Here is a 25,419-nt window from a genome sequence, read left to right as displayed (position 1 = left end):
CGCTGATGAAATACGTTCTTTCCGCGACGATCTCGCGCCTGGTACAACGTGGCAATCTGAAACTGACATTTCCCGACGGCACGACGACGGAAGCCGGCGACCGCACCGGCAAGCCGGTCCACGTGCGGCTGAACAGCAAGCGCGCCGTGCGGGGGCTCATCTTCGACCCGGCCTACTATCTCGGCCACTATTACGGCACCGGCGATATCGACCTCGTCGAAGGCGACATGTACGACCTTCTGGAGACGGTGTTCACCGGCAATCCCGACTTCAAATATTACGACGGCCGCTGGAACCGGCTTCTGGAGCGGATGCGCTATCCCCTGCGCTGGCTTCGGGAGAAGAACACGATCCGGCGCTCGCGCGACAACGTCCAGCACCACTACGACCTCACCGGCGCGCTCTACGACCTGTTCCTGGACGAGGACAAGCAATATTCCTGCGCCTATTTCGAGACGCCGGAACAGAGCCTCGACGATGCGCAACTGGCCAAGAAGCGGCACATCGCCGCGAAGCTGACGATGCGGCGGCCGGGGCTTTCGGTCCTCGACATCGGCAGCGGCTGGGGCGGCATGGCGCTCTACCTCGCGCGCAACCTCGGCGCGCGCGTCACCGGCGTCACCCTGTCGGACGAGCAGTTCGCGGTATCGCGCGAGCGCGCCAGGGCCACCGGCCTAGACGACGAGGTGCGGTTCCTGCTGGAAGACTACCGCAATGTCCCCGATACCTATGACCGCATCGTCTCGGTCGGCATGTTCGAGCATGTCGGGCGGCCGAACTACCTGACCTTCTTCCGCAAGGCGGGTTCGCTTCTGCGGCGGGACGGCGTCATGCTGCTGCACACGATCGGCCGGACGGACGCGCCGACGACCAACAACCCGTTCATCGAGAAGTACATCTTCCCCGGCGGCTACATCCCGGCCCTGTCGGAGGTGATGCGGGCAGTGGAGAAATCGGGGCTTGCGATCACCGACATCGAGATCCTGCGGCTGCACTATGCCGAGACGCTGCGGCACTGGCGGCTTCGCTTCATGGCGCGGCGCGACGAGGCGAAGGCGCTCTACGACGAGTGCTTCTGCCGGATCTGGGAGTTCTATCTGGCCGCCTCCGAGAGCGCGTTCCGCTGGCAGAACCTGGTGGTGTTCCAGTTGCAGCTCGCCCACGACCAGCAAGCCGTGCCGCTCACCCGCGACTACATCGAGCATGGCGAAGGCTGCCTGAAGGCCCGGGAGGGCGACGGCAAGGCGCGCGGCGGCGGCGCACGCCGTTTCCCGCAGGAAGCCTCCCTCTGACGGTGGCCCGGCGTGCGGCCGGCCGGCCGTTCCCGCGCCGGCCGAATCGCTCCACGGCGGCGTCAAGTACCCTTCCCCGTTTCGGCCCGATCCGGGCCGTTTAAATCCGCACTGTGGACTTTGCGCACGGGCGCCGTTGTGGAAAGGTCTAAGACTGTGTCCAAGACTGATTCGCCCGGCCGGTGAACGGCATTGCGGCACAGTCGGCGCTTGACCCCCGCTCTGCCCCGGTTGAAAGCAGAGGCTTCAGCGCAGACGGGATTCGGGAGAAACGGGCCACATGAACGACGCCGTGCGAAAGCTTGCCAATCCGGGCCGCGACGATCTCGGGGTGCACCACCGCGAGGCGCCGAGCAACATCGAGGCCGAGCAGGCGCTCTTGGGCGCGATCCTGGTTAACAACGACGCCTATTATCGCGTCTCCGATTTCCTCAAGCCGATCCATTTCCAGGAGCCGCTTCACCGCAAGATCTTCGAGCTTGCCGGCGACACGATCCGCATGGGCAAGATCGCAACGACGATCACGCTGAAGACGCACCTTCCGGCCGACGGCCGTGTCGGCGACCTGACGATCCCGCAATATCTCGCCCGGCTTGCGGCCGAGGCGGTGACCATCATCAACGCCGAGGACTACGGCCGCGCGATCTACGACCTGGCGCTGCGGCGCTCGCTGATCACCATTGGCGAGGACATGGTCAACATCGCCTATGACGCACCGCTCGACATGCCCCCGCAGAGCCAGATCGAGGATGCGGAGCGGCGGCTGTTCGAACTGGCCGAGACCGGCCGCTACGACGGCGGCTTCCAGTCGTTCAACGATGCTGTGGCGCTTGCGATCGACATGGCGGGAGCCGCCTTCGAGCGCGACGGCTCGCTGTCGGGCATCTCGACCGGCATCCATTCGCTCGACGCCCGCATGGGCGGCCTGCAGCGTTCGGACCTGATCGTGCTCGCCGGCCGCCCGGGCATGGGCAAGACGTCGCTCGCAACGAACATCGCCTACAACATCGCTGCCGCCTATGAGCAGGAGGTGCAGGCCGACGGATCGTACAAGGCCAAGAACGGCGGCGTCGTCGGCTTCTACTCGCTGGAAATGTCGTCGGAGCAGCTCGCCACCCGTATCATCTCCGAGCAGACGGAAGTCTCCTCGTCGAAGATCCGCCGCGGCGATATCTCCGAGGCCGATTTCGAGAAGCTCGTCGCCTGCTCGCAGATGATGCAGAAGGTGCCGCTGTTCATCGACCAGACCGGCGGTATCTCGATCGCCCAGCTTTCCGCCCGCGCCCGCCGGCTGAAGCGGCAGCGCGGCCTCGATTGCCTGGTGGTGGACTATATCCAGCTGATGACGGGCTCGGGCAAGTCGAGCGACAACCGCGTGCAGGAAATCACCCAGATCACCACGGGCCTGAAGGCGCTCGGCAAGGAACTCAACGTGCCGATCATCGCGCTCTCCCAGCTTTCCCGTCAGGTGGAAAGCCGCGAGGACAAACGGCCGCAGCTCTCCGACCTGCGCGAATCGGGCTCGATCGAACAGGACGCCGACGTGGTGCTGTTCGTGTTCCGCGAGGAATACTACGTCAAGAACCTCGAGCCGCGCGACGAGTTCGACCCGAAATACGAAGAATGGAAGGTGCAGTTCGAGAAGGTGAAGGGCACGGCCGACGTGATCATCGCCAAGCAGCGCCACGGGCCGACCGGCACCGTGAAGCTCGCCTTCCAGTCCGAATTCACCCGCTTCGCCGACCTCGCCGACCCGTCGTTCGCGCAGTACGAAGAGCACTGAGCGGCGCCTCGCCGCCCATGAGGCCGGACCGGGGTCCGGCCTTCAAGCGCCAAGATCGGCTGCCACCGCAGCAGCCTCCCGACCCATCGGCGATCGCGGTCAACGGGGCAGCCGGTGACCTGCGGTCGAACGCCCGCCCTCACTTCGAACAGTGACAATTCCGGCTCGCGACGTTGCGAGCGGCGCGTGCCGACGTCCCACCGTTCGCACCAACAGTACGCCATACTTGCACCGTGCCGAGCCGGATGGCATCGCGTCCGGCCGGGGGATAAGCATAGTTTCCAATCGAACAATTTTCCCACTTGTTGTTGATCTGCAACCTTGCTCTCGTATTATGCGAGTCACCTGGACATTTTTATCCGGGAAATTTGATTGCTGGGGAATGGGGAAATCAAATGACGACACTGACTTCGAATATTAGTGTGACGCTGGACGGATCTACGCCGTTCAAAGTGGGCGTCGATCCGTATGACTGGGGCAAGAACTGGCTTCTCTACGTCGATACGTGGGTCGAAGACTCTCTTCCTGTGCGCACTGCAACATATACGCTCGAAGGCTCCGGCTGGAACATCGATATGTTTCGTTTCACCGGCCAGGTGAAGGCCGTGATCAAGGACAACACCGACGGCACTGGCGGCTCGGTCGGTTTTCTCGCTTTGGGCGCTCTGAACGGCGCCGGATCGAGCGTCGCGACCTTCAATAGAACCTATGTCGACGTCGTGAAGGGCAGCGGAAACGTGGAAACCCTGACGCTTGGTGCGGCCGGCGCAGGGCAGATCGAGCTTGGCGGCGGCAACGACAGCGTCAAGACGGGCACCGGCTACGTCGACTACATCTCCGTCGGGCATGGCGCCAACAAGGTCACAATCGGCTCCGGTGGCGCGGGCGTCGTGCGCGCCGGGGAGGACCGCGACATCATCAAGATCGGGAGCGGCGCGGAAATCGACAGCATCGATGCAGGTCGCGGAAACGACAGCATCACGACCTCCTCGGGCTGGATCGGAACCATCTCCGGCGGCCGGGGCAAGGACACGATCTCGCTCGGTTCCGGCGGCGCCGACGCCGTGTTCGGTGGGCGCGACGCCGACACCGTCACGTTGCGCAAACTCGCCGAGGCGGATCAGTTCGTGATCGTCGACGGCGGGTCCGGCGTATCGACCGGGGCAGACCGGAACTCCGATACCCTGATCATGTCGTCGTTCACACGAAAGCTCGACATCGACCTCGGCATCAGCGATGTCGTCGATACCGGCAACGGGATCTTCCTCGTTCGCAATTTCGAGCATGTCTCGGGCGGCAGCAAGAACGATGTGCTGACCGGCAGTTCGGCCAGCAACACCCTTCGGGGCAATAGTGGCAACGACACGATCACCGGCATGAAGGGCGCAGACGCCCTGTATGGCGGCAAGGGCCGTGACGTTTTCGTGTTCGAATCGATCGCCGACTCCAAGCCGGGTTCCAGCGGCCGCGATACGATCTTCGACTTCAGCAAGTCACAGCGGGACAAGCTCGATCTGAGCGCAATCGACGCCAATACGAAGAAGTCCGGCGATCAGGCCTTCGAGTTCGTGGGGTCGAAGAAGTTTTCCGGCGACCCGGGAGAACTGCGTGTCAGCAAGTCGAAATCCGACACCTATGTCTATGCCGACGTGAACGGCGACAAGAAGGCTGATTTCGGCATTCACCTTGACGATGCCCTGTCGCTGTCGAAGGGGGACTTCATCCTGTAGCGCCCCCGGGCGGCATGGGTCAGGCGCCGAGTGCGCGCAGGACCTCCCTATCGCCGCAGGGCGTCAATGTCACAGGTCCGGGTCAGCAGCGCCACGGCGCTCTGGACCCGGGCCACCTGGGCATCGTCCATCATCGAGATGTCGAGCCGGTCGTGGCAGGTGCTCAGGGGGGTGCCGGCCTCGTCGGCGAGCGAGAGCCTGCTCGTGCATTGCAGGTGGCTGCCCCGGAGCACGAGCTGTCGCGCATGCGGGTCGCCGGGGCGAAGCGGGTTCTTTCCGGCGATCAGGTCGTCGACCGATCCATAGGCGACGGCGCTGTCGACCCGCTTCAGGTCCATCATCGTCAGCGACAGCACAGCCCATTCGCCGGGCGTCTGGAGTGCGGAGGTGGTGCGCACGCGGCATTCGTTGCCGCTCACCTCCAGCCGGGTGACGAGACGCGGCGCATCGGGGTTGTCGAGGTTCGAGCGGTAGATGTCGGTGCGGCCGTCGCGGACAGGCGCCTCGCCATCGAGATCGAGGCCGAGCAGGGTCGCGTAAGCATCGCGCAGTTCCAGCGGCGGGTCCGGCGTCTCCTGCGCACAGACCGGCCGGACGAGCGACGCCGCGGCGAGAACGAGCGCCAGCGAGGCGATGGCGATACGTCTTGGCATGCTTGCTGTTCAACCTCCCGATGTCTCAACCGCAGAACCCGGATTGCACGCAAAACGGAGGCATGCCTGACAAAATCGCCTCAGAATTGTCCTTGCGCGCAAAGCTCTAGCGGAATTTCGCACGGACGCAATCCTGTTGCTGCCGGAAGCCGGAGACTGTATTCCAGAAAATATGACGAACAACGGTTTTCCCTTCTCCGCCCCGGTCTCGTCGGACGATCTTCCCGGCGAGGAACCGGCCCGTGTCACCGTCGACCTCGGAGCGCTCGCCGACAACTGGCGCCTCATGGCGCGAAAATCAGGGAAGGCCCGCACCGCTGCCGTGCTCAAGGCCAATGCCTATGGAACCGGGCTGGAGCCGGCGGCGCGCACCCTCTACCAGGCCGGCGCGCGCGACTTCTTCGTGGCGACCCCGCAGGAAGGTGCGGCCCTTCGCCCCACCGTTCCCGACGGCCGGATCTACGTCCTCTCCGGCATGTGGGCCGGCTCGGAGCGGCTGTTCTTCAGCCATGACCTCGTGCCCGTCATCGCATCGAGCGAACAGCTTGCCGTCTTCATGGCGGCGATTTCGGAACATGGCGACTATCCGTGTGTCCTGCAGGTCGACACCGGCATGAACCGTCTCGGGCTGACGGTCGCCGAGGCCACGGCGCTGGCCCACGACCCGGCCCGCCCGGCAAGCTTTTCGCCGGTGCTGATCATGAGCCATCTCGCCTGCGGCGACGAGCCCCTGCATCCGATGAACCGCATGCAGCTCGACCGTTTCCGCGCCGCGGCAAGCGCCTTCGAGGGGGTGGAGGCAAGCCTTGCAAACTCCGCCGGCGTCTTTCTTGGCCAGGATTTCCACTTCGACATGACCCGCCCGGGCATCTCCGTCTATGGCGGGGCGGCGGTCAACGGCGAGCCCAACCCGATGAAGCCGGTGGTGAAGGCCGAGGCGCGGATCCTGCAGGTGCGCGAGGCGAAGATCGGCGAGGGCGTCGGCTACGGGGCCTCGGCCCTGCTTTCCCGCGACAGCCGGATCGCGGTGGCTGCGATCGGCTATGCCGACGGCTACCTGCGCAGCCTCTCCGGCGCCGGCGTGCCGCTGCGCCAGGCGGTCGTCTCCGGTGCGAAGGGCTATCTGCACGGCCACCACGTGCCGCTGATCGGCCGCGTCACCATGGACCTCACCCATTTCGACGTGACCGACCTGCCGGCGGGAACGGTGCGTGCCGGCGACTTCATCGAGCTGTTCGGCCCACACATGCCGATCGAGGTCGTCTCGCGCGCCGGCGGCACGATCGACTACGTGCTCCTGACCAGCCTCGGTCCGCGCTACCGCCGGGACTACATCGAGGCTGCACGGTAGGAATTGTTCTCCCTGAGTGATAGGATCGCCGCAAATCGCGGAGGTCGGCATGTCGAACGCAAAGAAATCCATCGTGGTCGGCGACCATTTCGAAGCCTTCATCGACGAGCAGGTCAGTTCCGGGCGCTACAACAACGCCAGCGAAGTCGTGCGCGCGGGCCTGCGCCTGCTGGAGCGGGACGAACTGCAACTGAACGAATTGCGGCGGCTGATCGAGGAGGGCGACCAGCAGATCGCGAACGGCGAGTATGTCGAGTTCTCGACCGATGACGACCTGACCGCCTATATCGTCGCCCGCGCGAAGTCCGCGAAGTGATCGAGGCCCGGCACTACCGCCTGTCGCCTGCGGCGATCGAGGATCTTATCGGCATATTCGATTTCATCGCTCAGGATAATCCTGACGCCGCCCTGCGCTTCGTCCGCGCGATCGAGGCCAAGATCAAATCAGCTGCGGCGGCCGGCTATACCGGTGTTGCCCGAGACTGGCTGGCTCCCGGATTGAGAGCCCTTCCCTACCGAGACCGATGCATCTATCTGCGGGTGTACGACACACGAATCGTCGTCATCCGCATCCTCCACGGCCGGCAGGACCTGTCGCCGGACGATTTCACCGAAAGCGAGACCTGATGGCCAAGGCCCGGACCCAATTCGTCTGCCAGAGCTGCGGCACCGTCCATGCGCGCTGGGTCGGCAAGTGCGACGCCTGCGGCGAGTGGAACACCGTCGTCGAGGAAGACCCGATGGGGGGCATCGGCGGCGGGCCGGGCAAGACGCCGAAGAAGGGCCGCGTGGTGGCGCTAACCACGCTTTCGGGCGAGATCGAGGAAGCGCCGCGGGTTTCGACCGGCATCGGCGAGCTCGACCGGGTCACCGGCGGCGGCTTCGTGCGCGGCTCGGCGGTGCTCGTCGGCGGCGATCCGGGGATCGGCAAGTCGACCGTGCTGATGCAGGCCGCCGCCGCCCTTTCGCGCAAGGGCCAGCGCGTCATCTACGTCTCCGGCGAGGAGGCGGTCGCGCAGATCAGGCTGCGCGCCCAGCGCCTGGGCGCCGCCGAGACCGACGTTCTGCTCGCCGCCGAGACCAATGTCGAGGACATCCTCGCCACGCTCGCCGACGGCAAGCGGCCGGACCTTGCCATCATCGATTCGATCCAGACGCTGTGGAGCGATATCGTCGAATCGGCCCCCGGCACCGTCACCCAGGTGCGCACCGGCGCGCAGGCGATGATCCGGTTTGCCAAGCAGACGGGCGCTGCCGTTGTGCTCGTCGGTCACGTCACCAAGGAGGGCCAGATCGCCGGCCCCCGCGTCGTCGAGCACATGGTCGACGCCGTGCTCTATTTCGAGGGCGACCGCGGCCATCACTACCGCATCCTGCGCACCGTCAAGAACCGCTTCGGGCCGACCGACGAGATCGGCGTGTTCGAGATGTCGGACAAGGGCCTGCGCGAGGTCGCCAACCCCTCCGAACTCTTCCTCGGCGAGCGCAACGAGAAGTCCCCGGGCGCTGCGGTCTTCGCCGGCATGGAGGGCACCCGCCCGGTGCTCGTCGAGGTGCAGGCGCTTGTGGCGCCGACCTCGCTCGGCACCGCGCGCCGCGCCGTCGTCGGCTGGGATTCGGCCAGGCTGTCGATGATCCTTGCGGTGCTGGAGGCCCATTGCGGCGTCCGCCTCGGCCAGCACGACGTCTATCTCAACATCGCCGGCGGCTTCCGCATCTCCGAACCGGCTGCCGATCTCGCCGTCGCAGCCGCGCTCGTTTCGTCGCTGGCCGGCCTTGCCCTGCCTGCCGATTGCGTCTATTTCGGCGAAGTCAGCCTGTCGGGCGCCGTCCGGCCGGTCTCACACACCGCCCAGCGCCTCAAGGAGGCGGAAAAGCTGGGCTTTTCGCAAGCGGTCCTGCCCACTGGCTCGGCCGAACTGCCGAAGGGCAACGGCGGGCGCTGGCAGGAGATCGACAGCCTGCCGGACCTGGTGGCCCGGATCGCCGGCTCGAAGGGCGCGCTGATGCGCGGCGAGGCCGGGGATTGACGGGACGGGAACGAGGGGACGACGACACGACAGGCCGCCGGCCGGCGGGCTGCCGTGAAATTGGCAAAGCTTTGTGGAAACAGTTCGTTGCCGATGAACCGAATTGAGACGCCGCTAACGCGATCGGCTAGAGTGCCGCGACAAATCGCGTCCGGGTCGCAAGAGATTCCTGGTCTGGAGTAAGACAAACATGCCCATCACTCTTCTCGACGGCATCGTCATCGGCGTCGCGCTGTTCTCGGCGGTGCTTGCGATGGTGCGCGGCTTCTCGCGAGAGGTCCTGTCAGTCGCAAGCTGGGTCGGCGCCGCTGCGGCCGCCTACTTCCTCTATCCCGTGCTGGTCCCCTACGCCAAGGAATACACGACGAGCGACACGGTGGCGATCATCGGCTCGGCCGGCGTGGTTTTCCTCGTGGCGCTGATCGTCATCTCCTTCATCACCATGCGGATCGCCGACTTCATCATCGACAGCCGCATCGGCGCGCTCGACCGCACGCTCGGCTTCCTGTTCGGTGCGGCCCGCGGGCTTTTGATCGTCGTCGTCGCCATGCTGTTCTTCAACTGGCTGGTCACGCCGCAGCAGCGGCCGACCTGGGTCGAAAGCGCCAAGTCCAAGCCGCTGCTCGACAATCTCGGCAGCAAGCTGGTCGCGCTCCTGCCGGAAAATGCGGACAATGCCATTCGCGACCGCCTGCTCGGCCGCAGCGCGCCGGCCGAAGGCACCGACACCCCGGCAGACGGCACCGACGGAGCGACTGGCCAGGCACCCGCGACCGGCGAGGAGCCGGCGGAAGACGCACCGGCCACGAACGGCTGACGACGCCCGGATGACAATGCAGGGCTGCCCCGCGATTTTCGAAAGGGCAGTCGCAATGGAAATCTGGTAGAGTGACTTCGCTACCACTGAAGCCCTCGGACTTCGGTGGTAAAGTCGTTCAGGCTTCCATATATAGGCGTCGCGGTCGCGCAAGTAAGAGGGCCGCGCCATGGCAGATCCGGCCCGAGGGTCCGCACCTGCCGCCAACGAAACGAAGATCGCGCAACCCCGCACCGTCCCGACCAAAGGCTTGCAGCACATGACCGAACTTTCCGTTTCCGACCACCGTTCCGAGCATGATGCCGACGACGATACGCTGCATGAGGAATGCGGCGTCTTCGGCATCCTCGGGCATCCGGACGCGGCGACGCTGACCGCACTCGGCCTGCACGCCCTGCAGCACCGCGGCCAGGAGGCGGCCGGCATCGTCTCCTTCGACGGTCTGCGCTTCCATTCCGAGCGCCGCATGGGCCTGGTCGGCGACCATTACACCGATCCGGCAACGCTGGCGAAACTGCCGGGCAGTATGGCGATCGGCCATGTCCGCTATTCGACGACCGGTGAAGTGGCGCTGCGCAACGTCCAGCCGCTGTTCGCCGAGCTCGAGGTCGGCGGCATCGCGATCGCCCATAACGGCAATTTCACCAACGGGCTGACGCTGCGCCGGCAGCTGATCGCCGGCGGCGCCATCTGTCAGTCCACCTCGGATACGGAAGTGGTGCTGCACCTGTTCGCCCGCTCCCGCTATACCTCGACCGCCGACCGCTTCATCGATGCCATCAGGCAGATGGAGGGCGGCTACTCGATGGTGGCCGTGACCCGCACCAAGCTGATCGCCGCGCGCGACCCGACCGGCATCCGCCCGCTGGTCATGGGCGAGCTCGACGGCAAGCCGATCTTCGCGTCGGAGACCTGCGCGCTCGACATCATCGGCGCCAAGTTCGTCCGCGACGTGGAGAACGGCGAGGTCATCATCTGCGAGGTCCAGCCGGACGGGACGATCTCGATCGACGCCCGCAAGGCCGGCAACGGCCTGCCGGAACGGCTCTGCCTGTTCGAATACGTCTATTTCGCCCGGCCCGATTCGGTGGTCGGCGGCCGCAGCGTCTATGTCGCGCGCAAGAACATGGGCATCAACCTCGCCAAGGAACACCCGATCGAAGCCGACGTGATCGTGCCGGTGCCTGATGGAGGCACGCCGGCCGCGCTCGGATATGCGCAGGAGAGCGGCATTCCGTTCGAATACGGCATCATCCGCAATCACTATGTCGGCCGCACCTTCATCGAGCCGACCCAGCAGATCCGCGCCTTCGGCGTCAAGCTGAAGCATTCGGCCAACCGCGCGATGATCGAGGGCAAGCGCGTGGTGCTGGTCGACGATTCGATCGTGCGCGGCACCACCTCGCTGAAGATCGTGCAGATGATCCGCGATGCGGGGGCGACGGAGGTGCACATCCGCGTCGCCAGCCCGATGATCTTCTATCCGGACTTCTACGGCATCGACACGCCCGACAAGGACAAGCTGCTCGCCAACCAGTATGCCGACGTCGAGGCTATGGCGAAGTACATCGGCGCCGATTCGCTGCAGTTCCTGTCGATCAACGGCCTTTATCGCGCCGTCGGCGGCGAGGACCGCAACGATGCCCGGCCGCAGTTCACCGACCACTACTTCACCGGCGACTACCCGACCCGCCTGCTCGACAAGGACGGCGAGACGATGGGTCGCAAGGTTTCCGTGCTCGCCAGCAACGGCTGAGCCGGCCGGGCGGTTTTCATTCGCCGACAAACGCTCTAGAAGGCTGCGGAAACGCGGCCTTCTTTTTTGGCGGCAACAGATGGGAAGAGAATGATGGACATCGACCTGAAGGGCAGGATCGCGCTGGTTACCGGCGCCTCGCGCGGCATCGGTTATTTCACGGCACTTTCGCTGGCGAAGCGCGGCGCGCACGTGATCGCCTGCGCGCGCACCGTCGGCGGGCTGGAAGAACTCGACGACGCGATCAAGGCGGTCGGCGGCACGGCGACGCTGGTGCCCTTCGACCTCGCCGACATGGCGGCGATCGACAAGCTCGGCGGCTCGATCTTCGAGCGCTGGGGCAAGCTCGACATCCTCGTCGCCAATGCCGGCGTGCTCGGCACGATCTCGCCGATCGGCCATGTCGAGGCGAAGGTGTTCGAAAAGGTGATGACCATCAACGTCACCGCCACCTGGCGGCTGATCCGCTCGGTCGAGCCGCTGCTTTTGAAGTCCGACGCCGGCCGGGCGCTGATCCTGTCCTCGTCCGCCGCCCACAAGTGCAAGCCCTTCTGGGGTCCCTACTCCGCCTCCAAGGCGGCCGTCGAGGCCCTGGCGCGCACCTGGGCCGGCGAGACGCAGCGCACGCCGCTGCGCATCGTCTCGGTCGACCCCGGCGGCACGCGCACGGCGATGCGCGCGCAGGCGATCCCGGGCGAGGATCCGACGACCGTCCCGCATCCCTCGGAGGTCGCCGAGACGATGATGCCGCTCGTCGGCCCCGACATGACCGAGACCGGCAAGCTCTTCATCGTCCGCGAGAAGAAGCTGGTCGACTACCGGCTGCCGGAGTAGGCACGGGGCCTTGGGTCCTCTCCTTCGAGGCCCCACAGACGTCCGCCCACCCGCCATGCAGGACTCGATCCGGAGTCCGGCGGCGCCCTGCCTGTGACGAAAAGATGCTTTATCGCGCAAGGACTTGCGCGGCTGGATGCCGACTCGGGGGCCGGCATGACGGAGAGTGAGTGACACCAAACGCTGCCCAAGATTGAATTTTGATATTACCGCGCCCATCATGATGTCATGAAGGGATACGTCTACATCCTCGCCTCACAGCGCAACGGCACGCTCTACACGGGAGTGACGACTAACCTGCCACGTCGGCTCTACGAGCACCAAAACGATCTCACGCCGGGATTCACAACTCGCTACGGCGTCAAGACGCTCGTCTGGTTTGAGGAGCACGACCTCGCCACCGATGCCATCGCTCGTGAAAAAGCCATCAAGAACTGGCCGCGGAAATGGAAGCTCGACCGAATAGAGGCCATGAACCCCGACTGGCAGGACATCGCATATTACCTGCACGGGCTGTGATCGCTTCGCGCGTCATCTCTTCCGGTTAGATCCATGCCATGAAGATAGGCCCGCATCCTCCCGTTCCCCGTCATGCCGGACTTGATCCGGCATCCAGCCACGCCGCGTCGGCGGCGTGAGAAAATGCTTTATCGCACAAAGACTTGCGCGTGCCGAATGCCGGATCGTCTCCGACATGACGGGCGGTCAAAGCATCCGGCATGCGGATCGGATTACATGGCCGGTGCCCGGCTCCGGCGTCCATGGATTTCAGCCGTTCGTCGGCGCAGCGGCCTGAGCCGTTGCGGCTCCGTCGCCGTCCACCACCGTACGCACGACCACCGACAGGCCGGGCGCCAGGCGGGAGACCTGGTCCTGGCCGGGGTCGATCGAGATGCGGACGGGGACGCGCTGGGCGACCTTGGTGAAGTTGCCGGTGGCGTTGTCGGGCTTGATGACGCTGAACTCGGAGCCTGCGGCGGGCGAGAAGCGCTCGACATGGCCGCGCAGTTGCAGGTGGTCGAGCGCGTCGACGGTGAAGGTCACCTCCTGGCCGGGCCGGATGCGGCTCAGTTGCGTCTCCTTGAAATTGGCGATGATCCAGGTGCCGCTCGGCACGACCGCCATCAGTTGCGTGCCGGCTGCGACATACTGGCCGAGCTTGACGCCGACCTCGCCGACGGTGCCGTCCTGCGGGGCGATGATGCGGGTGTTGGCGAGATCGATCTCGGCGAGTTCGACGGCCGCCTTTGCGCCATCGACGGCCGCCTTCAGCGAAGCGCGATTGACGATGATCGACTGCAGGTCCTGCCGCGAGACCTCGAGCTGCGCCTTTGCCTGGTCGACGGCGGCCTGCGCCTGGTCGAGCGTGGTGCGGCTCTGCTCGCGGTCGCTCTCGGCCATGATGCCCTTGGCGGCGAGGTTCTCCACGCGATCGGAGTTTTCCCTGGCGCGGCGCAGGGCGTAGGTGGCGCTGTCGACGGCCGCCTCGCTGGCGCCGATCTTGGCGTTGGCCGACTTCTCCTGCTGGATCGAATTGGTCAGCGCTGCCTCCTGCGCGGCCTGCGTCGCCTTCGCCTGCTCCACCTTCTGATTGAAGATGCGGTCGTCAAGTCTCGCAAGCAGTTGCCCGGCGCTGACGTGCTCGAAGTCCTTGACCGGGACCTCGACGATATAGCCGGACAGCTGCGGGCTGATCAGGGTGACGGAGCCGCGGACATAGGCGTTGTCGGTCGTCTGCACCGCGCTCCGGAACGGCGGCAGGTCCCAGGCATAGAGCACGAGGGTGACGCCGGCGATGCCGATGGCGACTGCGGCTGTGGAGGCAAGTTTGGTGAGGATGTTCTTCATGGTCGTTACTCGATAGTTTGTGCGTGGTCGCGACCGGCCTCAGGCCGTCGCGGGATCGCGCTGCGCGCGGATCCTGATGGTGTCGAAGGCCAGGTGCAGCACCAGGCAGATGGCGGCCACGAGCGAGAGTGCGGCGATCAGCACGAACACGTCGTTATAGGCCAGCACGTTGGCCTCGCGCGTGATCCGCTGGGCGAGCAGGCTGGTGCCCTCGGCGTTGAGCAGCGCCCGGTCGGTCAGCGTGTGGCCGTAGGTCGCCGAAAGCTGGCTGACGCGGTTGGCGACGACCGGGTCGGTGAGCGTGATCGACTGGGCGAGCACATTGGAATGAAACTTCTCGCGCAGCGTGATCATCGTTCCGAACGCCGCCGAACCGAGCTGCCCGCCGAGGTTCTGCGTCGCCAGAAAGACGAGGATGAAGGTGAGGAAGTGGTTCGGCCCCCGCTTGAACGCCTCGCCGATGCCCTTCGCCATCGCCGGCGGCAGGAACATGGCGCTGGCAAGGGCCATGAGCGCCTGGCTGACATAGATGTCGTGCGGGCGGGTCAGGTTGGTGGCGTGGCTGTCCATGTAGGCACCGGCGGCGATCAGCAGCAGGCAGACCAGGTGGATGTAGGGCTGGCGTCCCGGCCGGCTCAAAAGCGCACAGGTGACGCCGCCGACGATGGCCGCGATCGCGATGACGAGGTAGAGCCCGGTCAACTGGTCGCTCTGGAGGCCGAGCACGAGGAAGAAGTTGGTGGCCGCGGCCGTCTGTTCCGTCAGAAGCAGCCTGAACAGCAGCAGGACGGCGGTGAAATGCAGCATCGACGGGCTCATCAGCCAGCGATAGTCGATGAAGGGCTTTTCGCGGTTCAGGTCGATCACGATCGCAAGCGTCAGGCAGACGATGGACAGGACCAGCAACGCGCCGAGCCACGGGGCCTCGAACCACCAGTAGAGGCGGCCGGTCGACAGCACGATCGCCATGGAGCCGAGGCCCACGGCAATCAGCGGATAGCAGAGGAAATCCAGCCGCTCGATGGCACGGATCCGCGGCGGCGAGGTCAGCGGCAGCAGGTAGATCGCGCCGAAGCTCGCCATGGCGAGGCCGAGCTCGAAGATATAGAGCCCGTGCACGCCGCCGAGCTCGAAGAGCGTGGGGAAGGTGATGCGGGTGAGCGAGGGCATCACCGCGATCAGCGTCAGCGCCGCGGGGATGCCGTATTGCAGCTTCTTCTCCGGGGCCAGCTTCTCGATCATGTAGAGGAAGCCGAGGCTCGAAAGCGGCGCTGCGGCGAAGCCTGCGAAGAAGCGCACGGCGATCGCGCCCGAGAGGTCGGTGACGAACAGGTGCAGGATGCAGACGAGCATGAAGAAGAGGATGCTGCATTCGGCGAACCTGCGCAGGCCATACTGGTTGCGCACCTTGACGAGGGCGATCGACAGGCTGACGTTCGGAGCCAGGTAGGCGGCGATCAGCCAGGCGGCCTCGTTCTGCGTGGCGCTGTAGGCGCCCTGCAGCTGCGGCAGGTTGCCGGCGATCATGTTCATGCCGAAGCCCTGCGTCAGAAGCAGGAGCGCAGACGCGACGAAATAGGGCCAGGACGGAAGGTTCGGCGACGGATTCGCGACGGATGCGGGCGGCGGCTCGGCGATGGCATCGGCGGCCGGGGCCTCCGCGCGCGCGGCAAGCCCTGCCGGCGGGTCGTCATTCGCGGCGACGGGAGCGACGATGGGCCCGGCGGACGGGGTCGTGCCGGACGGGGCGCCGACGGTGCGGATCTCCCCGTCGTTCCGGATCGCGGTGCGCATCGCTACACGCCCTCCCGGCAGGAGGTCGTGGCGGAACTGGAGATCCGCTGCAGGACGCGCACGGCGGTGGCGATGTCCTTTTCGCTGACATCGGCCAGAAGGTCGTGGCGCAGGTCCTGGGCGAGCGCCACCATCTCGTCGGCCGCCCTTTCGCCTTCGGGCGTCATCACGATCTGCTTGGCGCGGCGGTCGCCCTCGACGTTGCGGCGCTGGATGAAGCCCTGCTTCTCCATGCCGTCGAGCAAGCGCACCAGCGTCGGCGTCTCGATGTCGAGTTCCTCGGCCAGTTCGCGCTGGTTGAGGCCCGGCGTCCGGCGCAGGATCAGAAGCGTGCGCGCCCGCGACAGCGTCACTCCCCTCGCCCGCACGCGGGCATCGAACAGCGCCCGCATCTTCCTGCCGGCACGGGAGAGTTCTTCAAGGACGATGTCCCGGGGGATCGAGGGTGACATTGCTTAGCCCAACCATAATTAGCACGCTAGTAATTAGCGAGTTAAATATCATCGATGAGCCAGGATCGCAAGCCGGCGAGAGTTGCGTTTACGCAAGGCTGAGGCGCGACGAGCGCATGCCGCACGCCATCCGGCGCGCAAGCGTGCGCACCGGATGCGGTCAGTACATGAAGGCGTGAAGCGAGGTGGGCCCTAGCGGCCGTCGCGGGTCTCGGGATCCTCTTCCACCTCGCCGGGGAAGTGGTTTTCCACTGCGGCATCGGCCGAAGGCCAGCCGCCGTACTTGCGGTACCAGGCGCGGGCGCCGAAGGGGAGCGAGACGAGATAGATCGCAACAGTCACCACCATGGTCTCCCAGGTGAAGCTCATCAGGGTGGCGACGTAGATGACGACGACCAGCATCACCGGCAGGACGAAATCCCGGCGGATGCGGCTGCCCTCGGACTTGCCCGACCAGACCGGCACGCGGCTGACGAGAAGGAAGGCGATCAGCACGGTATAGGCGGACGAGACGAGCGCGAAGGGCAGGCTGGGGGCGAGGCCGAGGAAGCCGACATAGACCGGCAGCAGCACCAGCATGGCGCCGGCCGGCGCGGGTACGCCGACGAAATATTCCGACTGCCAGGATGCCTTGGTCTCACGCTCCGACATGACGTTGAAGCGGGCAAGCCGCAGGCCGGCGGCGATCGCGAAGATCAGGGCGGCGATCCAGCCGACCGAGCGCGCCTGGTCGAGGATGAACACGTAGAGCACCAGCGCGGGTGCAACGCCGAAATTGACGATGTCGGCCAGAGAATCCATCTGCACGCCGAATTTCGACGTGGCCTTCAGGAGCCTTGCGACCCGGCCGTCGATGCCGTCGAGGAAGGCGGCGAGCAGGACCATGCCGACGGCGAGCTCGTAGCGGTTCTCGAAGGCGAGGCGGATGCCGGTCAGCCCCGCGCAGATCGCCAGGATCGTGATCATGTTCGGAATGATCACCCGGAGCGGTATCTGCCGCAGGCGCGGCCCGCGCGCCTCGTCGTTGGGGCCGTTCGGCTCGTAGGGGTGAAACGGCGTTTTCATCTCGGCTCGCTTTGCTGGCAGGACCGGCGCTCGCAGGTCAGGGCGCGCGGAATCCCGTTATGACGGAACACCGGCCCCGGAATCGTGCGATCCGCGCCGCCTGTCAACCCCGGCGTCCCAGAAGCGGACCCTTGGCGGAACCGAATTCGGCCAGCACCGTCTCGCCGGCGATCGCCGTCTGGCCGACGGCGACGCGCGCTTCCGCACCCGCCGGCAGGAAGACGTCGAGGCGCGAGCCGAAGCGGATCAGGCCGAAGCGCTCGCCGGCCTCCAGATGGTCGAAGGTCGAGGTCCAGCAGACGATGCGGCGGGCGACGAGGCCGGCGATCTGGACCACGCCGATCTCGCCATGGGCGGTGTCGATGACGAGGCCGTTGCGCTCGTTCTCCTGGCTCGCCTTGTCGAGTTCGGCATTGAGGAAGCTGCCGGCGCGATAGGCGATGCGACGCACGCTGCCGCGCATCGGCGACCGGTTCACGTGGCAGTTGAAGACGTTCATGAACACCGAGATGCGCAGCATCGGCTCGGAGCCGAGCTCGAGTTCGAGCGGCGGCGTCACCATGGCGATGGCCGAGACGCGGCCGTCGGCCGGGCTGATGACGAGATCGGGATCCTGCGGCGTGACGCGCTCGGGATCGCGGAAGAAATAGGCGCACCAGGCGGTCAGCACGAAGCCCAGCCACATCAGCGGTTCCCACAGGAAGCCGAGGATGACGGACACCACGAAGAAGATGGCAACGAATTTCCAGCCGTCGCGATGGACGGGAACCAGCGTGTTGCGCACCGTATCGACCAGACTCATGCCATCTCTCCGTTTCAAGTGCCCTGCAACTAGCGCGAAACCGCGGCCGGGGCAATGTGCGCGGCATGATGCGGCGGGACATATGAAAGGAACACCCCTCCCCACCCTCCCCACAAGGGGGAGGGCTTGACCCGGCCGCACCCGCCGAGGCTCGCCGCTCTGCCGAGGCTCGCTTCGGGCAAACGGGTGCTGCGGTTTTCTCCCCTCTTGTGGGGGAGATGGCCGGCAGGCCAGAGGGGGCGGCTCCAGATGCAATTGCCCTTTCATTGTGCCGAGCACTGTCGCAGCGAAGGAAGCCTGGATCGCCAGAAGCTTCGGCCTTCAGCCGAAGCCCTTCTCGCAAAGAGCCTTCAGGTCGGCGGGCGCCAGCCGGTCGAGCCCCAGATCGGGCAGGAGATCGTTCTGCGCGGCGAGGTCCTGCTCCATCGTGCCGGAGAAGAGCGCGATGCCGGCGTCGTGCAGCGGCGTCGGACGGCCGGAGATCTGGCCGAGCAGGCTCGTCGGCACGAGGCCGAAGGGCACGTCCTCGTGGATGTAGCGGCTGTCGACGGTCGTCGGACCGAAGCCGCCCCGCCCCTCCTGGTGCATCTGCTGGTTCATCTCGGCGACCGAGGCCATGGGGACATGGAAGGACAGGGAGAAGTGCTCCCTGACCGTGCGCACCGACAGGCCGAAGCTCTCGGCAATCGTCAGCCGCTCGGCGTCCAGCGCCTCGATCAGCGCGCCGACGCGCGGCGTCACGTGCTCGCCCTGCCCCCATTTTTCGCCCTTCTCCATGCGGGTTAGGTTGAGCAGGGCGATCGCGAGATGGTTCTGCGGGTTCAGGTTGGAGAGCGCGATCGCCAGCATGCCGTCGCGCTCGACGAAACGATCGCCGAAAAGGGTCGTGCAGAGCGACTTGCCGAGGGCCGCCTCGCTCTTCGGCAGGGTGGCGAAGTCGATCTTCTCGCGCACCGTGCTGACGGCCACGCTCACGAGGTCAGGCTGCTGGCGGCCGGTCAGAAGCGTCGTCCCCCACACGATGATCGGCAGCTTCAGGCCGCGCTCGGCACAGCGCTTCGACAGATAGAGCGCGCCGAACGAGCTGTGCGAGCTGACGATGACCGGCTGTCCCGGGCGCAGGTGCGGCAGCGCCTGGTCGAAGGCCAGGCGGTGGCCGTTGGTCGGCAGCGCGATGACGACGGCGTCCGCGCCCGATACCGCTTCCGCGCAGTCTTTCGCGACCGCCACCCTGCCCTCGAATTCGACCGCGCCGGTTGCGACCAGCGGTGCGCCGGCAGCGAGCTTTTCCGTCCGCTTGCCCGAAGGCGACCACAGGACGGGCTCATGCCCCCACTTGGCCAAAAAAGCGGCCATGCCGAAGGCGATCGATCCGGATCCGAGAATTGCGATGCGCATGACGTTTCTTCCTGTCTTTTCGGTCTGTGGAAACTGCCGGCCGGGCTACATGTATTTGGTCGGCAGCGCAGTGGTGAATTTCATCTCCTCCATGGCGATGGAGGAGGAAAGGTCGGAGAACTCCAGACGGTTGATGAGGTTCTGGTACACCTGGTCGTAGACCTCGATGTCGGGAACGACGACCCGCAGCAGGTAGTCGGTCTCGCCTGTCAGCCGATAGGCCTCCATGATTTCCGGAATGTCGCGGATCTCCTTGCGGAAGGCATCCAGCCAGACGGAATTGTGGCGCGGCACCTTGATGGCGATGAAGATCGTCATCCCGACGTTCGCCATGCGCCGGTCGACCAGCGCCACGCGGTTGCGGATCAGGCCCATGTCTTCCATGCGCTTGATGCGGCGCCAGCAGGGCGTATGCGACAGGCCGACCTCGTTTGCAATGTCGACGACGGACCTGTTGGCGTCCTGCTGGAGAATTTCGATGATCTTTCGGTCGATCTGGTCGAACATGCCGTCTCCGTTCATTGCGCCCGACCTTCGTTCCGCGAAGAGGTTTTCCCCAACCGGCGCTTCTTGCGCCAAATTGGTTCTTCCCTTGCGCCCGATCCTCGGCGAAATTCGCCGCCGAGCGACGCAACACCGGGTCGGCCGTCTCCTTCATTGATCAGGAAAAACGACGGCGCTGTAAAGTGTCAAAAAAGCAGGCAGTAGAGTGAAAATTTACGCATCGCCAATTTCTGGTAATTTCATCCTACCAAGATGGCAAAATTGCAGGATGACATTGCCGAGGTTTCGGCGGAGATCTGAAAAAACGCAATTTCACCGCATCCGCCCTGTCCTATCGTTTCTCCAGTCAGTAACAATGAGACGGAAGAAGCGCATGAAAAGGATAGGCTTGATAGGCGGCATGAGCTGGGAGAGCACCGCGGTCTACTATCGCCGCGTCAACGAGCAGGTTCGCGACAGGCTTGGTGGACTGAATTCCGCCGATGTGGTTTTGCGATCCCTAAATTTTGAGGGTATCGTGGCGCTCCAGAAGGCCGGGGCGTGGGACAAGGCAGCCGACGCGCTCGGCCAGGTCGCAAGGGAACTGGAGGGCGCAGGCGCGGACATGATCCTGATCTGCACCAACACGATGCATCTGCTCGCCGACAAGGTCCAGGCCAGTGTCGGCATCCCGCTGGTCCACATCGCCGACGTCACTGGCGAGGCGGTGGTCGCCGCCGGCTGCAGGCGTCCGCTGCTGCTCGCCACCCGCTACACCATGGAGCAGGAATTCTACCGCCAGCGGCTGAAGCAGGCGTTCGACATCGACGCGCTCGTCCCCGACGCTGCCGACCGGCAGGATGTCCACGACATCATCTTCTCGGAGCTCTGCTGCGGGATCGTCAGGCCGAACTCCAAGGAACGCTACCTCCAGGTCGTCGAGGCGGGCAAGGCGGCCGGCGCCGACAGCGTCATCCTCGGATGCACCGAGATCGGCCTGCTGGTCGGCCCTGACGACTTCGACATCCCGACGTTCGATTCCACGCTGCTGCATGCGGATGCGGCCGTCGACCTTTCGCTCACGACAGGCATGGCCAGGGCCAGGCCGGCTGGCCAACCTGCCGGGGTGCACTAGCGCAGCAAACAGGCCGCGGGTTATGCCCAGGACAGAGGGCGACCGGGAAATTTTCAACAGGAGAGAGACATGACAGACTTCACGCAGACCCGCCGCTCCACCCTCAAGCTCTTGGCCGCCGGCACCGGCATCCTGGCCGCGCCCTCGATCATCCGCCCGGCCTTCGCCCAGGAGAAGGTGGTCAACATCACCACCTACGACAAGTTCGTCCCGCAGGAATTCATCGACCAGTTCCAGAAGGACACCGGCATCGAGGTCCGCATCCGCCTGACCGACGACCAGGGCAAGCAGTACAACCTGCTGTCGGCGGAAGGCAGCGCGCCCTCCACCGACATCGTCACCGTGACCGGCCACCGCCTGTCGCAGTTCATCAAGGGCAAGCTGCTTGCCCCGCTCGACACCGCCCGGCTGAAGAACTGGGGCAACCTGGCCTCGGCCTACAAGGGCGCGCCGCAGCTGACCATCGACGGCTCGACCTATGGCCTGCCGCTGCTCGCCGGCTTCGAGGGTCTGGTCCGCAACACCGAATACACCAAGGCCTCCGACAGCTGGTCGATCATGTTCGACGAGGAGTACAAGGGGCTGACGACCTACATCATCTCCGACTTCCTCTCCATCGCCATGCTCTACCAGGGCAATGACGGCGACTACGTCACCTACGAAGGCAAGCCGGAGGAGGCGCAGGCCGCCACCGACAAGGCGCGCGACTTCCTGATCGAGCAGAAGGGCCAGGTGCGCAAGTATTACGACGCCGGCTCCGAGGTGCAGCAGATGCTGGTCAACGAGGACGCCTACGTCGCCCAGGCCTGGTCCGGCCCGGCAGCGAAGCTGATCATGGACGGCCACCCGGTCGAACTGACCGTGCCGAAGGAAGGCACCTACGGCTTCCTCTACTCGTTCAACGTCGTCAACAACGCGCCGAACGCCGAGGCCGCCTACACCTTCCTCGACGCGATCCTCTCCTCGCCGGAAATCGGTGCGGCGATGACCCGCCAGTCCGGCTTCTCCTCCGCCTTCGCCGGCGTCGAGAACGTCCTGAACGAGCGCGAGCGGGCGGCCAATGCGCTTCCCCCCGAGCAGATGGAGCGCATCAAGTTCTTCTCTTCTGTCAACCGCGACATGAAGAACGACATGATCGACAAGGCCGCGGCCGAGATCAAGGCCGCCTGACCGGCGCGTCCCGACACCGAACGCGAAAGGAACCGGCCCGCTCGGGCCGGTTCGAACGAGAGCTTGTCCAGAGCCGGGAACAGAGAATGGCAGAAAGCATCATGACACCGAGCGGAAAGACGTCGCCCCCCTCCGCGCCCCGCTATTCGGGATGGATCGGGCGCCTTGCCGCCTCCCCGATCTATGCGGGAACGATCGGCCTCATCGCCAACAGCCGGGCCGTGCGCCTGACCATCCTGCTCGGGGTGCCGCTCGTCTGGATCGCGGCCCTGCATATCGGTCCGATCTACCAGATGCTCCGCATCAGCCTGCTCGAGAACTACCCCGAAGCGGTGGACGGCCAGAACGCCTACACGCTCTCGAACTACCGGCTGTTCTTCCAGGAACCGCTCTATTTCGTCCCCTTCATCCGCACGCTGATCTTCGCCGCGCTGGTGACGCTCTGTACGCTCGTGATCGTCTATCCCGTCGCCTACTACGTCGCCAAGGTGGTCAAGCCCAGGAACCGGATGCGGGCGCTGCTGCTGCTGCTCCTTCCGTTCTGGGCCGGCGAGCTCATCCGGACCTTCTCCGTCATCATGCTGCTCGCCAACCGCGGCGCGGTGAACGTGCTCCTGCGCGAGCTCGGCCTGATCGATCGGCCGATCCCGATGCTCTACACCTATTTCTCGCTGGGCTTCGGCGTCGTGTACCTGATCGCGCTCTACATGCTGCTGCCGCTCTACTCGGCAATCGAGAAGATCCCGCCGCAGCTGGTCGATGCCGCCGACGACCTCGGCGCCGGGCCCTGGCAGCGCTTCCGCCGGGTGATCCTGCCGCTGTCGAAGGACGGGATCGTCTCGGGCTGCAGCCTGGTCTATCTCACCACCGTCGGCGTGTTCGCGGCCCCCCTGCTGCTCGGCGGCCCGGAGACCGTCATCTTCCCGGAAGTGATCGCAACGCTCTTCCACGGTTCCAACGACAAGTGGCCGGAAGGGGCTGCGTTCTCGATCATCATGCTCGTGGTCTCGCTTTCGACCGTCGGACTGTTCATGAAGATCGTCGGCGGCCGCTCCGTCCGGCTGATGTGAGGGCAGCACCGATGCGCCATTATTTCAACGATCTCCCCAAGACCGCGCTGACAGCGGGCTACTGGCTGTTCGTCGCCTACCTGCTGCTGCCGCTGACGCTGATGATGTCGATGAGCTTCAAGGACGCCAACTTCATCGCCTTCCCGATCCAGGACTGGACGTTGCGGTGGTACGCAGAGGTGCTGCAGGACCGACAGTTCCTCGACGCCATCGCCTATTCCGCCTTCATCGCCTTTGCCACCACCGTCTGCGCCACCGTCATCGGCGTCTGGATCGCGCTGGTGGTCGCCACCGAAGGCATCTTCGGGCGGGCGGCGATCTTCGCGCTCGCCTGCCTGCCGGCAGTCGTGCCGGGCCTGATCAACGCCATCTCGATGCGCATCTTCATCCGCGTCATCGACCTGCCGACCGGCACGGCGGCGATCATCCTCGCCCACACCGTGCATGCCGTGCCGTTCGTGGTCATCATGGCGCTGACCCGGCTGCGCTCGATGCCGAAGAACCTGACCGATGCCGCCCGCGATCTCGGCGCCGATCCCTTCATCGCCTTCGTCCGGGTGACCATCCCCTATCTGATGCCGGCGCTGCTCGGCGGCATGATCTTCTGCGTGCTGACCAGCATCGACGACTTCGTGCGCACCTTCTTCCTCGGCGGCTACAAGCCGACGCTGCCGATGCTGATCTTCGCCAAGGTGCAGGGCGGCATGTCGCCCCAGATCAACGCCATGGCGACGATCGTCCTCATCGCCACCGCCCTCATCGGCCTCTACGCCGAATATCTCACCCGCCGCGCAAGGAAATGACGATGCAGCCTGTCGTGCACTTCAAGAACGTCAACAAGTACTATGGCGCTGCGCTCGCCGTCGAAAACCTCGACCTGTCCGTCGAGCCCGGCCAGTTCGTCACCCTGCTCGGCCCGTCCGGCTGCGGCAAGTCGACCACGCTCAGGATGCTGGGCGGTTTCGAGACGCCGTCGTCCGGCGAGATCTTCCTCGACGGCAAGCCGATCACGAAGCTCCCGCCGAACAAGCGCAACGTCAACATCGTGTTCCAGGACTATGCGCTGTTCCCGCACCTTTCGGTCGGGCGCAACATCGCCTTCGGGCTGGAGCTCAAGGGGCTGGCGTCGGATGCGATCCACAAGCGGACCAGCGAGCTCTTGTCGCTCGTCAAGCTGGAGGATTTCGCCGAGCGCATGCCCGACCAGCTCTCCGGCGGCCAGCGCCAGCGCGTGGCGCTGATGCGGGCGCTCGCCCCCAATCCGCACGTGCTCCTGCTCGACGAACCGCTCTCGGCACTCGATGCGAAGCTGCGCCAGCAGATGCAGATCGAGCTCAAGTCGATCCAGCAGACCACCGGCAAGACCTTCATCTTCGTGACCCACGACCAGGAGGAGGCCCTGACGATGTCGGACGTGGTTGTCGTTATGAACAAGGGCCGCATCGAGCAGATGGGCGCGCCCGACACGCTCTATTCGCGCCCGCAGAGCCGTTTCGTCGCCAACTTCATCGGCGAGAGCAACTTCCTCGAGGCGGACGTCACCGCCGTGCACGGCAATGTCGCCACGCTCGACTGGGACGGGCATGTCATCCATGCCGACGTGAACGGCAACCGGGTTGCCGCGGGCGACCGGACGACGGTCGCGCTGCGGCCGGAATCGCTCTACTGCCTCGCCGACAAGCCCGGGGATAGGCTGGCGCTCAAAGGCCGGATCGTGCGGCGCGTCTTCAAGGGCGCCCACAGCGCGCTCACCGTGCAGCTCACGAACGGCAAGGAACTCGTCGTACAGATCGACCCGGTGGCGCTGTCGCAGCTTCATTCGGACGACATCTGGATCGGCTGGCGCGAACAGGACGCCGTGCTTCTGCGCGACTGAGGGCCGTCCGCAGGCAGACAGAACAACGCCGGACGTCCGCCAACGGCCGGACCGACCCGCATTCGACAAGGACAGGACAG

At 65.4% G+C, this 25,419-nt stretch carries 24 protein-coding genes; 16 read left to right on the top strand and 8 right to left on the bottom strand.

All coding sequences use genetic code 11. The annotated features are described in order from the left end of the window. Positions 1-5 precede the first annotated feature (5 nt). The 3 genes from LQK81_RS03730 (at position 6) to LQK81_RS03720 (ending at position 4,805) form a co-directional block, all read left to right on the top strand. Complete coding sequence (locus LQK81_RS03730) at positions 6-1,292, top strand: SAM-dependent methyltransferase (protein WP_230803509.1); 1,287 nt, start codon at positions 6-8, stop codon at positions 1,290-1,292. Positions 1,293-1,572: 280 nt separating this feature from the next. Continuing rightward, positions 1,573-3,075 (top strand): replicative DNA helicase, encoded by a 1,503-nt coding sequence (locus LQK81_RS03725; RefSeq protein WP_230803507.1) that lies wholly within the window; start codon positions 1,573-1,575, stop codon positions 3,073-3,075. Positions 3,076-3,377: 302 nt separating this feature from the next. Beyond that, positions 3,378-4,805: a calcium-binding protein gene (locus LQK81_RS03720; RefSeq protein WP_230803505.1), complete on the top strand. Its 1,428-nt coding sequence runs from the start codon at positions 3,378-3,380 to the stop codon at positions 4,803-4,805. A 47-nt stretch (positions 4,806-4,852) separates the two neighbouring features. Here the strand turns inward: LQK81_RS03720 and LQK81_RS03715 are convergent, their stop codons facing one another. After that, positions 4,853-5,458, bottom strand: coding sequence for a hypothetical protein (locus tag LQK81_RS03715; RefSeq protein WP_230803503.1), 606 nt, complete (start codon positions 5,456-5,458; stop codon positions 4,853-4,855). Between the two features lie 172 nt (positions 5,459-5,630). On the opposite strand from LQK81_RS03715, the gene alr reads away from it, so the two are divergent. The 8 genes from alr to LQK81_RS03675 all read left to right on the top strand — a co-directional run bounded on the left by alr (position 5,631) and on the right by LQK81_RS03675 (position 12,765). After that, positions 5,631-6,809, top strand: coding sequence for an alanine racemase (alr, locus tag LQK81_RS03710; RefSeq protein WP_230803502.1), 1,179 nt, complete (start codon positions 5,631-5,633; stop codon positions 6,807-6,809). Between the two features lie 49 nt (positions 6,810-6,858). Further along, positions 6,859-7,125: a type II toxin-antitoxin system ParD family antitoxin gene (locus LQK81_RS03705; RefSeq protein WP_230803501.1), complete on the top strand. Its 267-nt coding sequence runs from the start codon at positions 6,859-6,861 to the stop codon at positions 7,123-7,125. Continuing rightward, a complete protein-coding gene (locus tag LQK81_RS03700; protein ID WP_230803500.1) occupies positions 7,122-7,436 on the top strand; it encodes a type II toxin-antitoxin system RelE/ParE family toxin in 315 nt (104 codons plus the stop codon). The genes LQK81_RS03705 and LQK81_RS03700 overlap by 4 nt, the downstream gene beginning before the upstream one ends. Next, positions 7,436-8,839 (top strand): DNA repair protein RadA, encoded by a 1,404-nt coding sequence (radA, locus tag LQK81_RS03695; protein ID WP_230803499.1) that lies wholly within the window; start codon positions 7,436-7,438, stop codon positions 8,837-8,839. The genes LQK81_RS03700 and radA overlap by 1 nt, the downstream gene beginning before the upstream one ends. 190 nt (positions 8,840-9,029) lie before the next feature. Beyond that, on the top strand, positions 9,030-9,656 hold the full coding sequence (locus tag LQK81_RS03690) for a CvpA family protein (RefSeq protein WP_230803498.1): 627 nt from the start codon (positions 9,030-9,032) through the stop codon (positions 9,654-9,656). Between the two features lie 259 nt (positions 9,657-9,915). Next, positions 9,916-11,412 carry an amidophosphoribosyltransferase gene (gene purF, locus LQK81_RS03685; RefSeq protein WP_230803497.1) on the top strand — a complete coding sequence of 499 codons (1,497 nt, stop codon included), beginning with the start codon at positions 9,916-9,918 and terminating at the stop codon, positions 11,410-11,412. Between the two features lie 93 nt (positions 11,413-11,505). Further along, positions 11,506-12,246: an SDR family NAD(P)-dependent oxidoreductase gene (locus LQK81_RS03680; RefSeq protein ID WP_230803496.1), complete on the top strand. Its 741-nt coding sequence runs from the start codon at positions 11,506-11,508 to the stop codon at positions 12,244-12,246. A 228-nt stretch (positions 12,247-12,474) separates the two neighbouring features. After that, on the top strand, positions 12,475-12,765 hold the full coding sequence (locus LQK81_RS03675; RefSeq protein ID WP_230803495.1) for a GIY-YIG nuclease family protein: 291 nt from the start codon (positions 12,475-12,477) through the stop codon (positions 12,763-12,765). A 249-nt stretch (positions 12,766-13,014) separates the two neighbouring features. Here LQK81_RS03675 and LQK81_RS03670 read toward each other — a convergent pair whose 3' ends face one another. From LQK81_RS03670 to LQK81_RS03640, 7 genes are all read right to left on the bottom strand, one after another. After that, complete coding sequence (locus LQK81_RS03670) at positions 13,015-14,094, bottom strand: HlyD family secretion protein (protein ID WP_230803493.1); 1,080 nt, start codon at positions 14,092-14,094, stop codon at positions 13,015-13,017. 39 nt (positions 14,095-14,133) lie between these two features. Further along, on the bottom strand, positions 14,134-15,888 hold the full coding sequence (locus tag LQK81_RS03665; protein WP_230803492.1) for an MFS transporter: 1,755 nt from the start codon (positions 15,886-15,888) through the stop codon (positions 14,134-14,136). A gap of 2 nt (positions 15,889-15,890) precedes the next feature. Continuing rightward, complete coding sequence (locus LQK81_RS03660) at positions 15,891-16,340, bottom strand: MarR family winged helix-turn-helix transcriptional regulator (protein WP_230803490.1); 450 nt, start codon at positions 16,338-16,340, stop codon at positions 15,891-15,893. Positions 16,341-16,532: 192 nt separating this feature from the next. After that, complete coding sequence (gene pssA / locus LQK81_RS03655) at positions 16,533-17,405, bottom strand: CDP-diacylglycerol--serine O-phosphatidyltransferase (protein ID WP_230803488.1); 873 nt, start codon at positions 17,403-17,405, stop codon at positions 16,533-16,535. Positions 17,406-17,508: 103 nt separating this feature from the next. After that, entirely contained in the window at positions 17,509-18,207 is a 699-nt protein-coding gene (locus LQK81_RS03650; RefSeq protein ID WP_230803486.1) for a phosphatidylserine decarboxylase, read from the bottom strand. Positions 18,208-18,528: 321 nt separating this feature from the next. After that, a complete protein-coding gene (locus LQK81_RS03645; protein WP_230803484.1) occupies positions 18,529-19,605 on the bottom strand; it encodes an NAD/NADP-dependent octopine/nopaline dehydrogenase family protein in 1,077 nt (358 codons plus the stop codon). Positions 19,606-19,650: 45 nt separating this feature from the next. Further along, positions 19,651-20,112, bottom strand: coding sequence for an Lrp/AsnC family transcriptional regulator (locus tag LQK81_RS03640; RefSeq protein ID WP_230803480.1), 462 nt, complete (start codon positions 20,110-20,112; stop codon positions 19,651-19,653). Between the two features lie 370 nt (positions 20,113-20,482). On the opposite strand from LQK81_RS03640, the gene LQK81_RS03635 reads away from it, so the two are divergent. From LQK81_RS03635 to LQK81_RS03615, 5 genes are all read left to right on the top strand, one after another. After that, a complete protein-coding gene (locus LQK81_RS03635; RefSeq protein ID WP_230803478.1) occupies positions 20,483-21,223 on the top strand; it encodes an aspartate/glutamate racemase family protein in 741 nt (246 codons plus the stop codon). Positions 21,224-21,292: 69 nt separating this feature from the next. Next, positions 21,293-22,393: an extracellular solute-binding protein gene (locus LQK81_RS03630; RefSeq protein WP_230803476.1), complete on the top strand. Its 1,101-nt coding sequence runs from the start codon at positions 21,293-21,295 to the stop codon at positions 22,391-22,393. A gap of 86 nt (positions 22,394-22,479) precedes the next feature. Beyond that, positions 22,480-23,463, top strand: a complete 984-nt coding sequence (locus tag LQK81_RS03625) for an ABC transporter permease (RefSeq protein ID WP_230803474.1) — start codon at positions 22,480-22,482, stop codon at positions 23,461-23,463. 11 nt (positions 23,464-23,474) lie between these two features. Then, positions 23,475-24,266, top strand: a complete 792-nt coding sequence (locus LQK81_RS03620) for an ABC transporter permease (RefSeq protein WP_230803472.1) — start codon at positions 23,475-23,477, stop codon at positions 24,264-24,266. A 2-nt stretch (positions 24,267-24,268) separates the two neighbouring features. After that, on the top strand, positions 24,269-25,339 hold the full coding sequence (locus LQK81_RS03615) for an ABC transporter ATP-binding protein (protein WP_230803462.1): 1,071 nt from the start codon (positions 24,269-24,271) through the stop codon (positions 25,337-25,339). The last annotated feature ends 80 nt before the right edge of the window (positions 25,340-25,419 follow it).

This window comes from Rhizobium sp. GN54, from assembly GCF_021026345.1.
In the GTDB taxonomy this organism is placed as follows: Bacteria; Pseudomonadota; Alphaproteobacteria; order Rhizobiales; family Rhizobiaceae; genus Mycoplana.
This window is presented reverse-complemented; position numbering and strand designations above follow the sequence as displayed.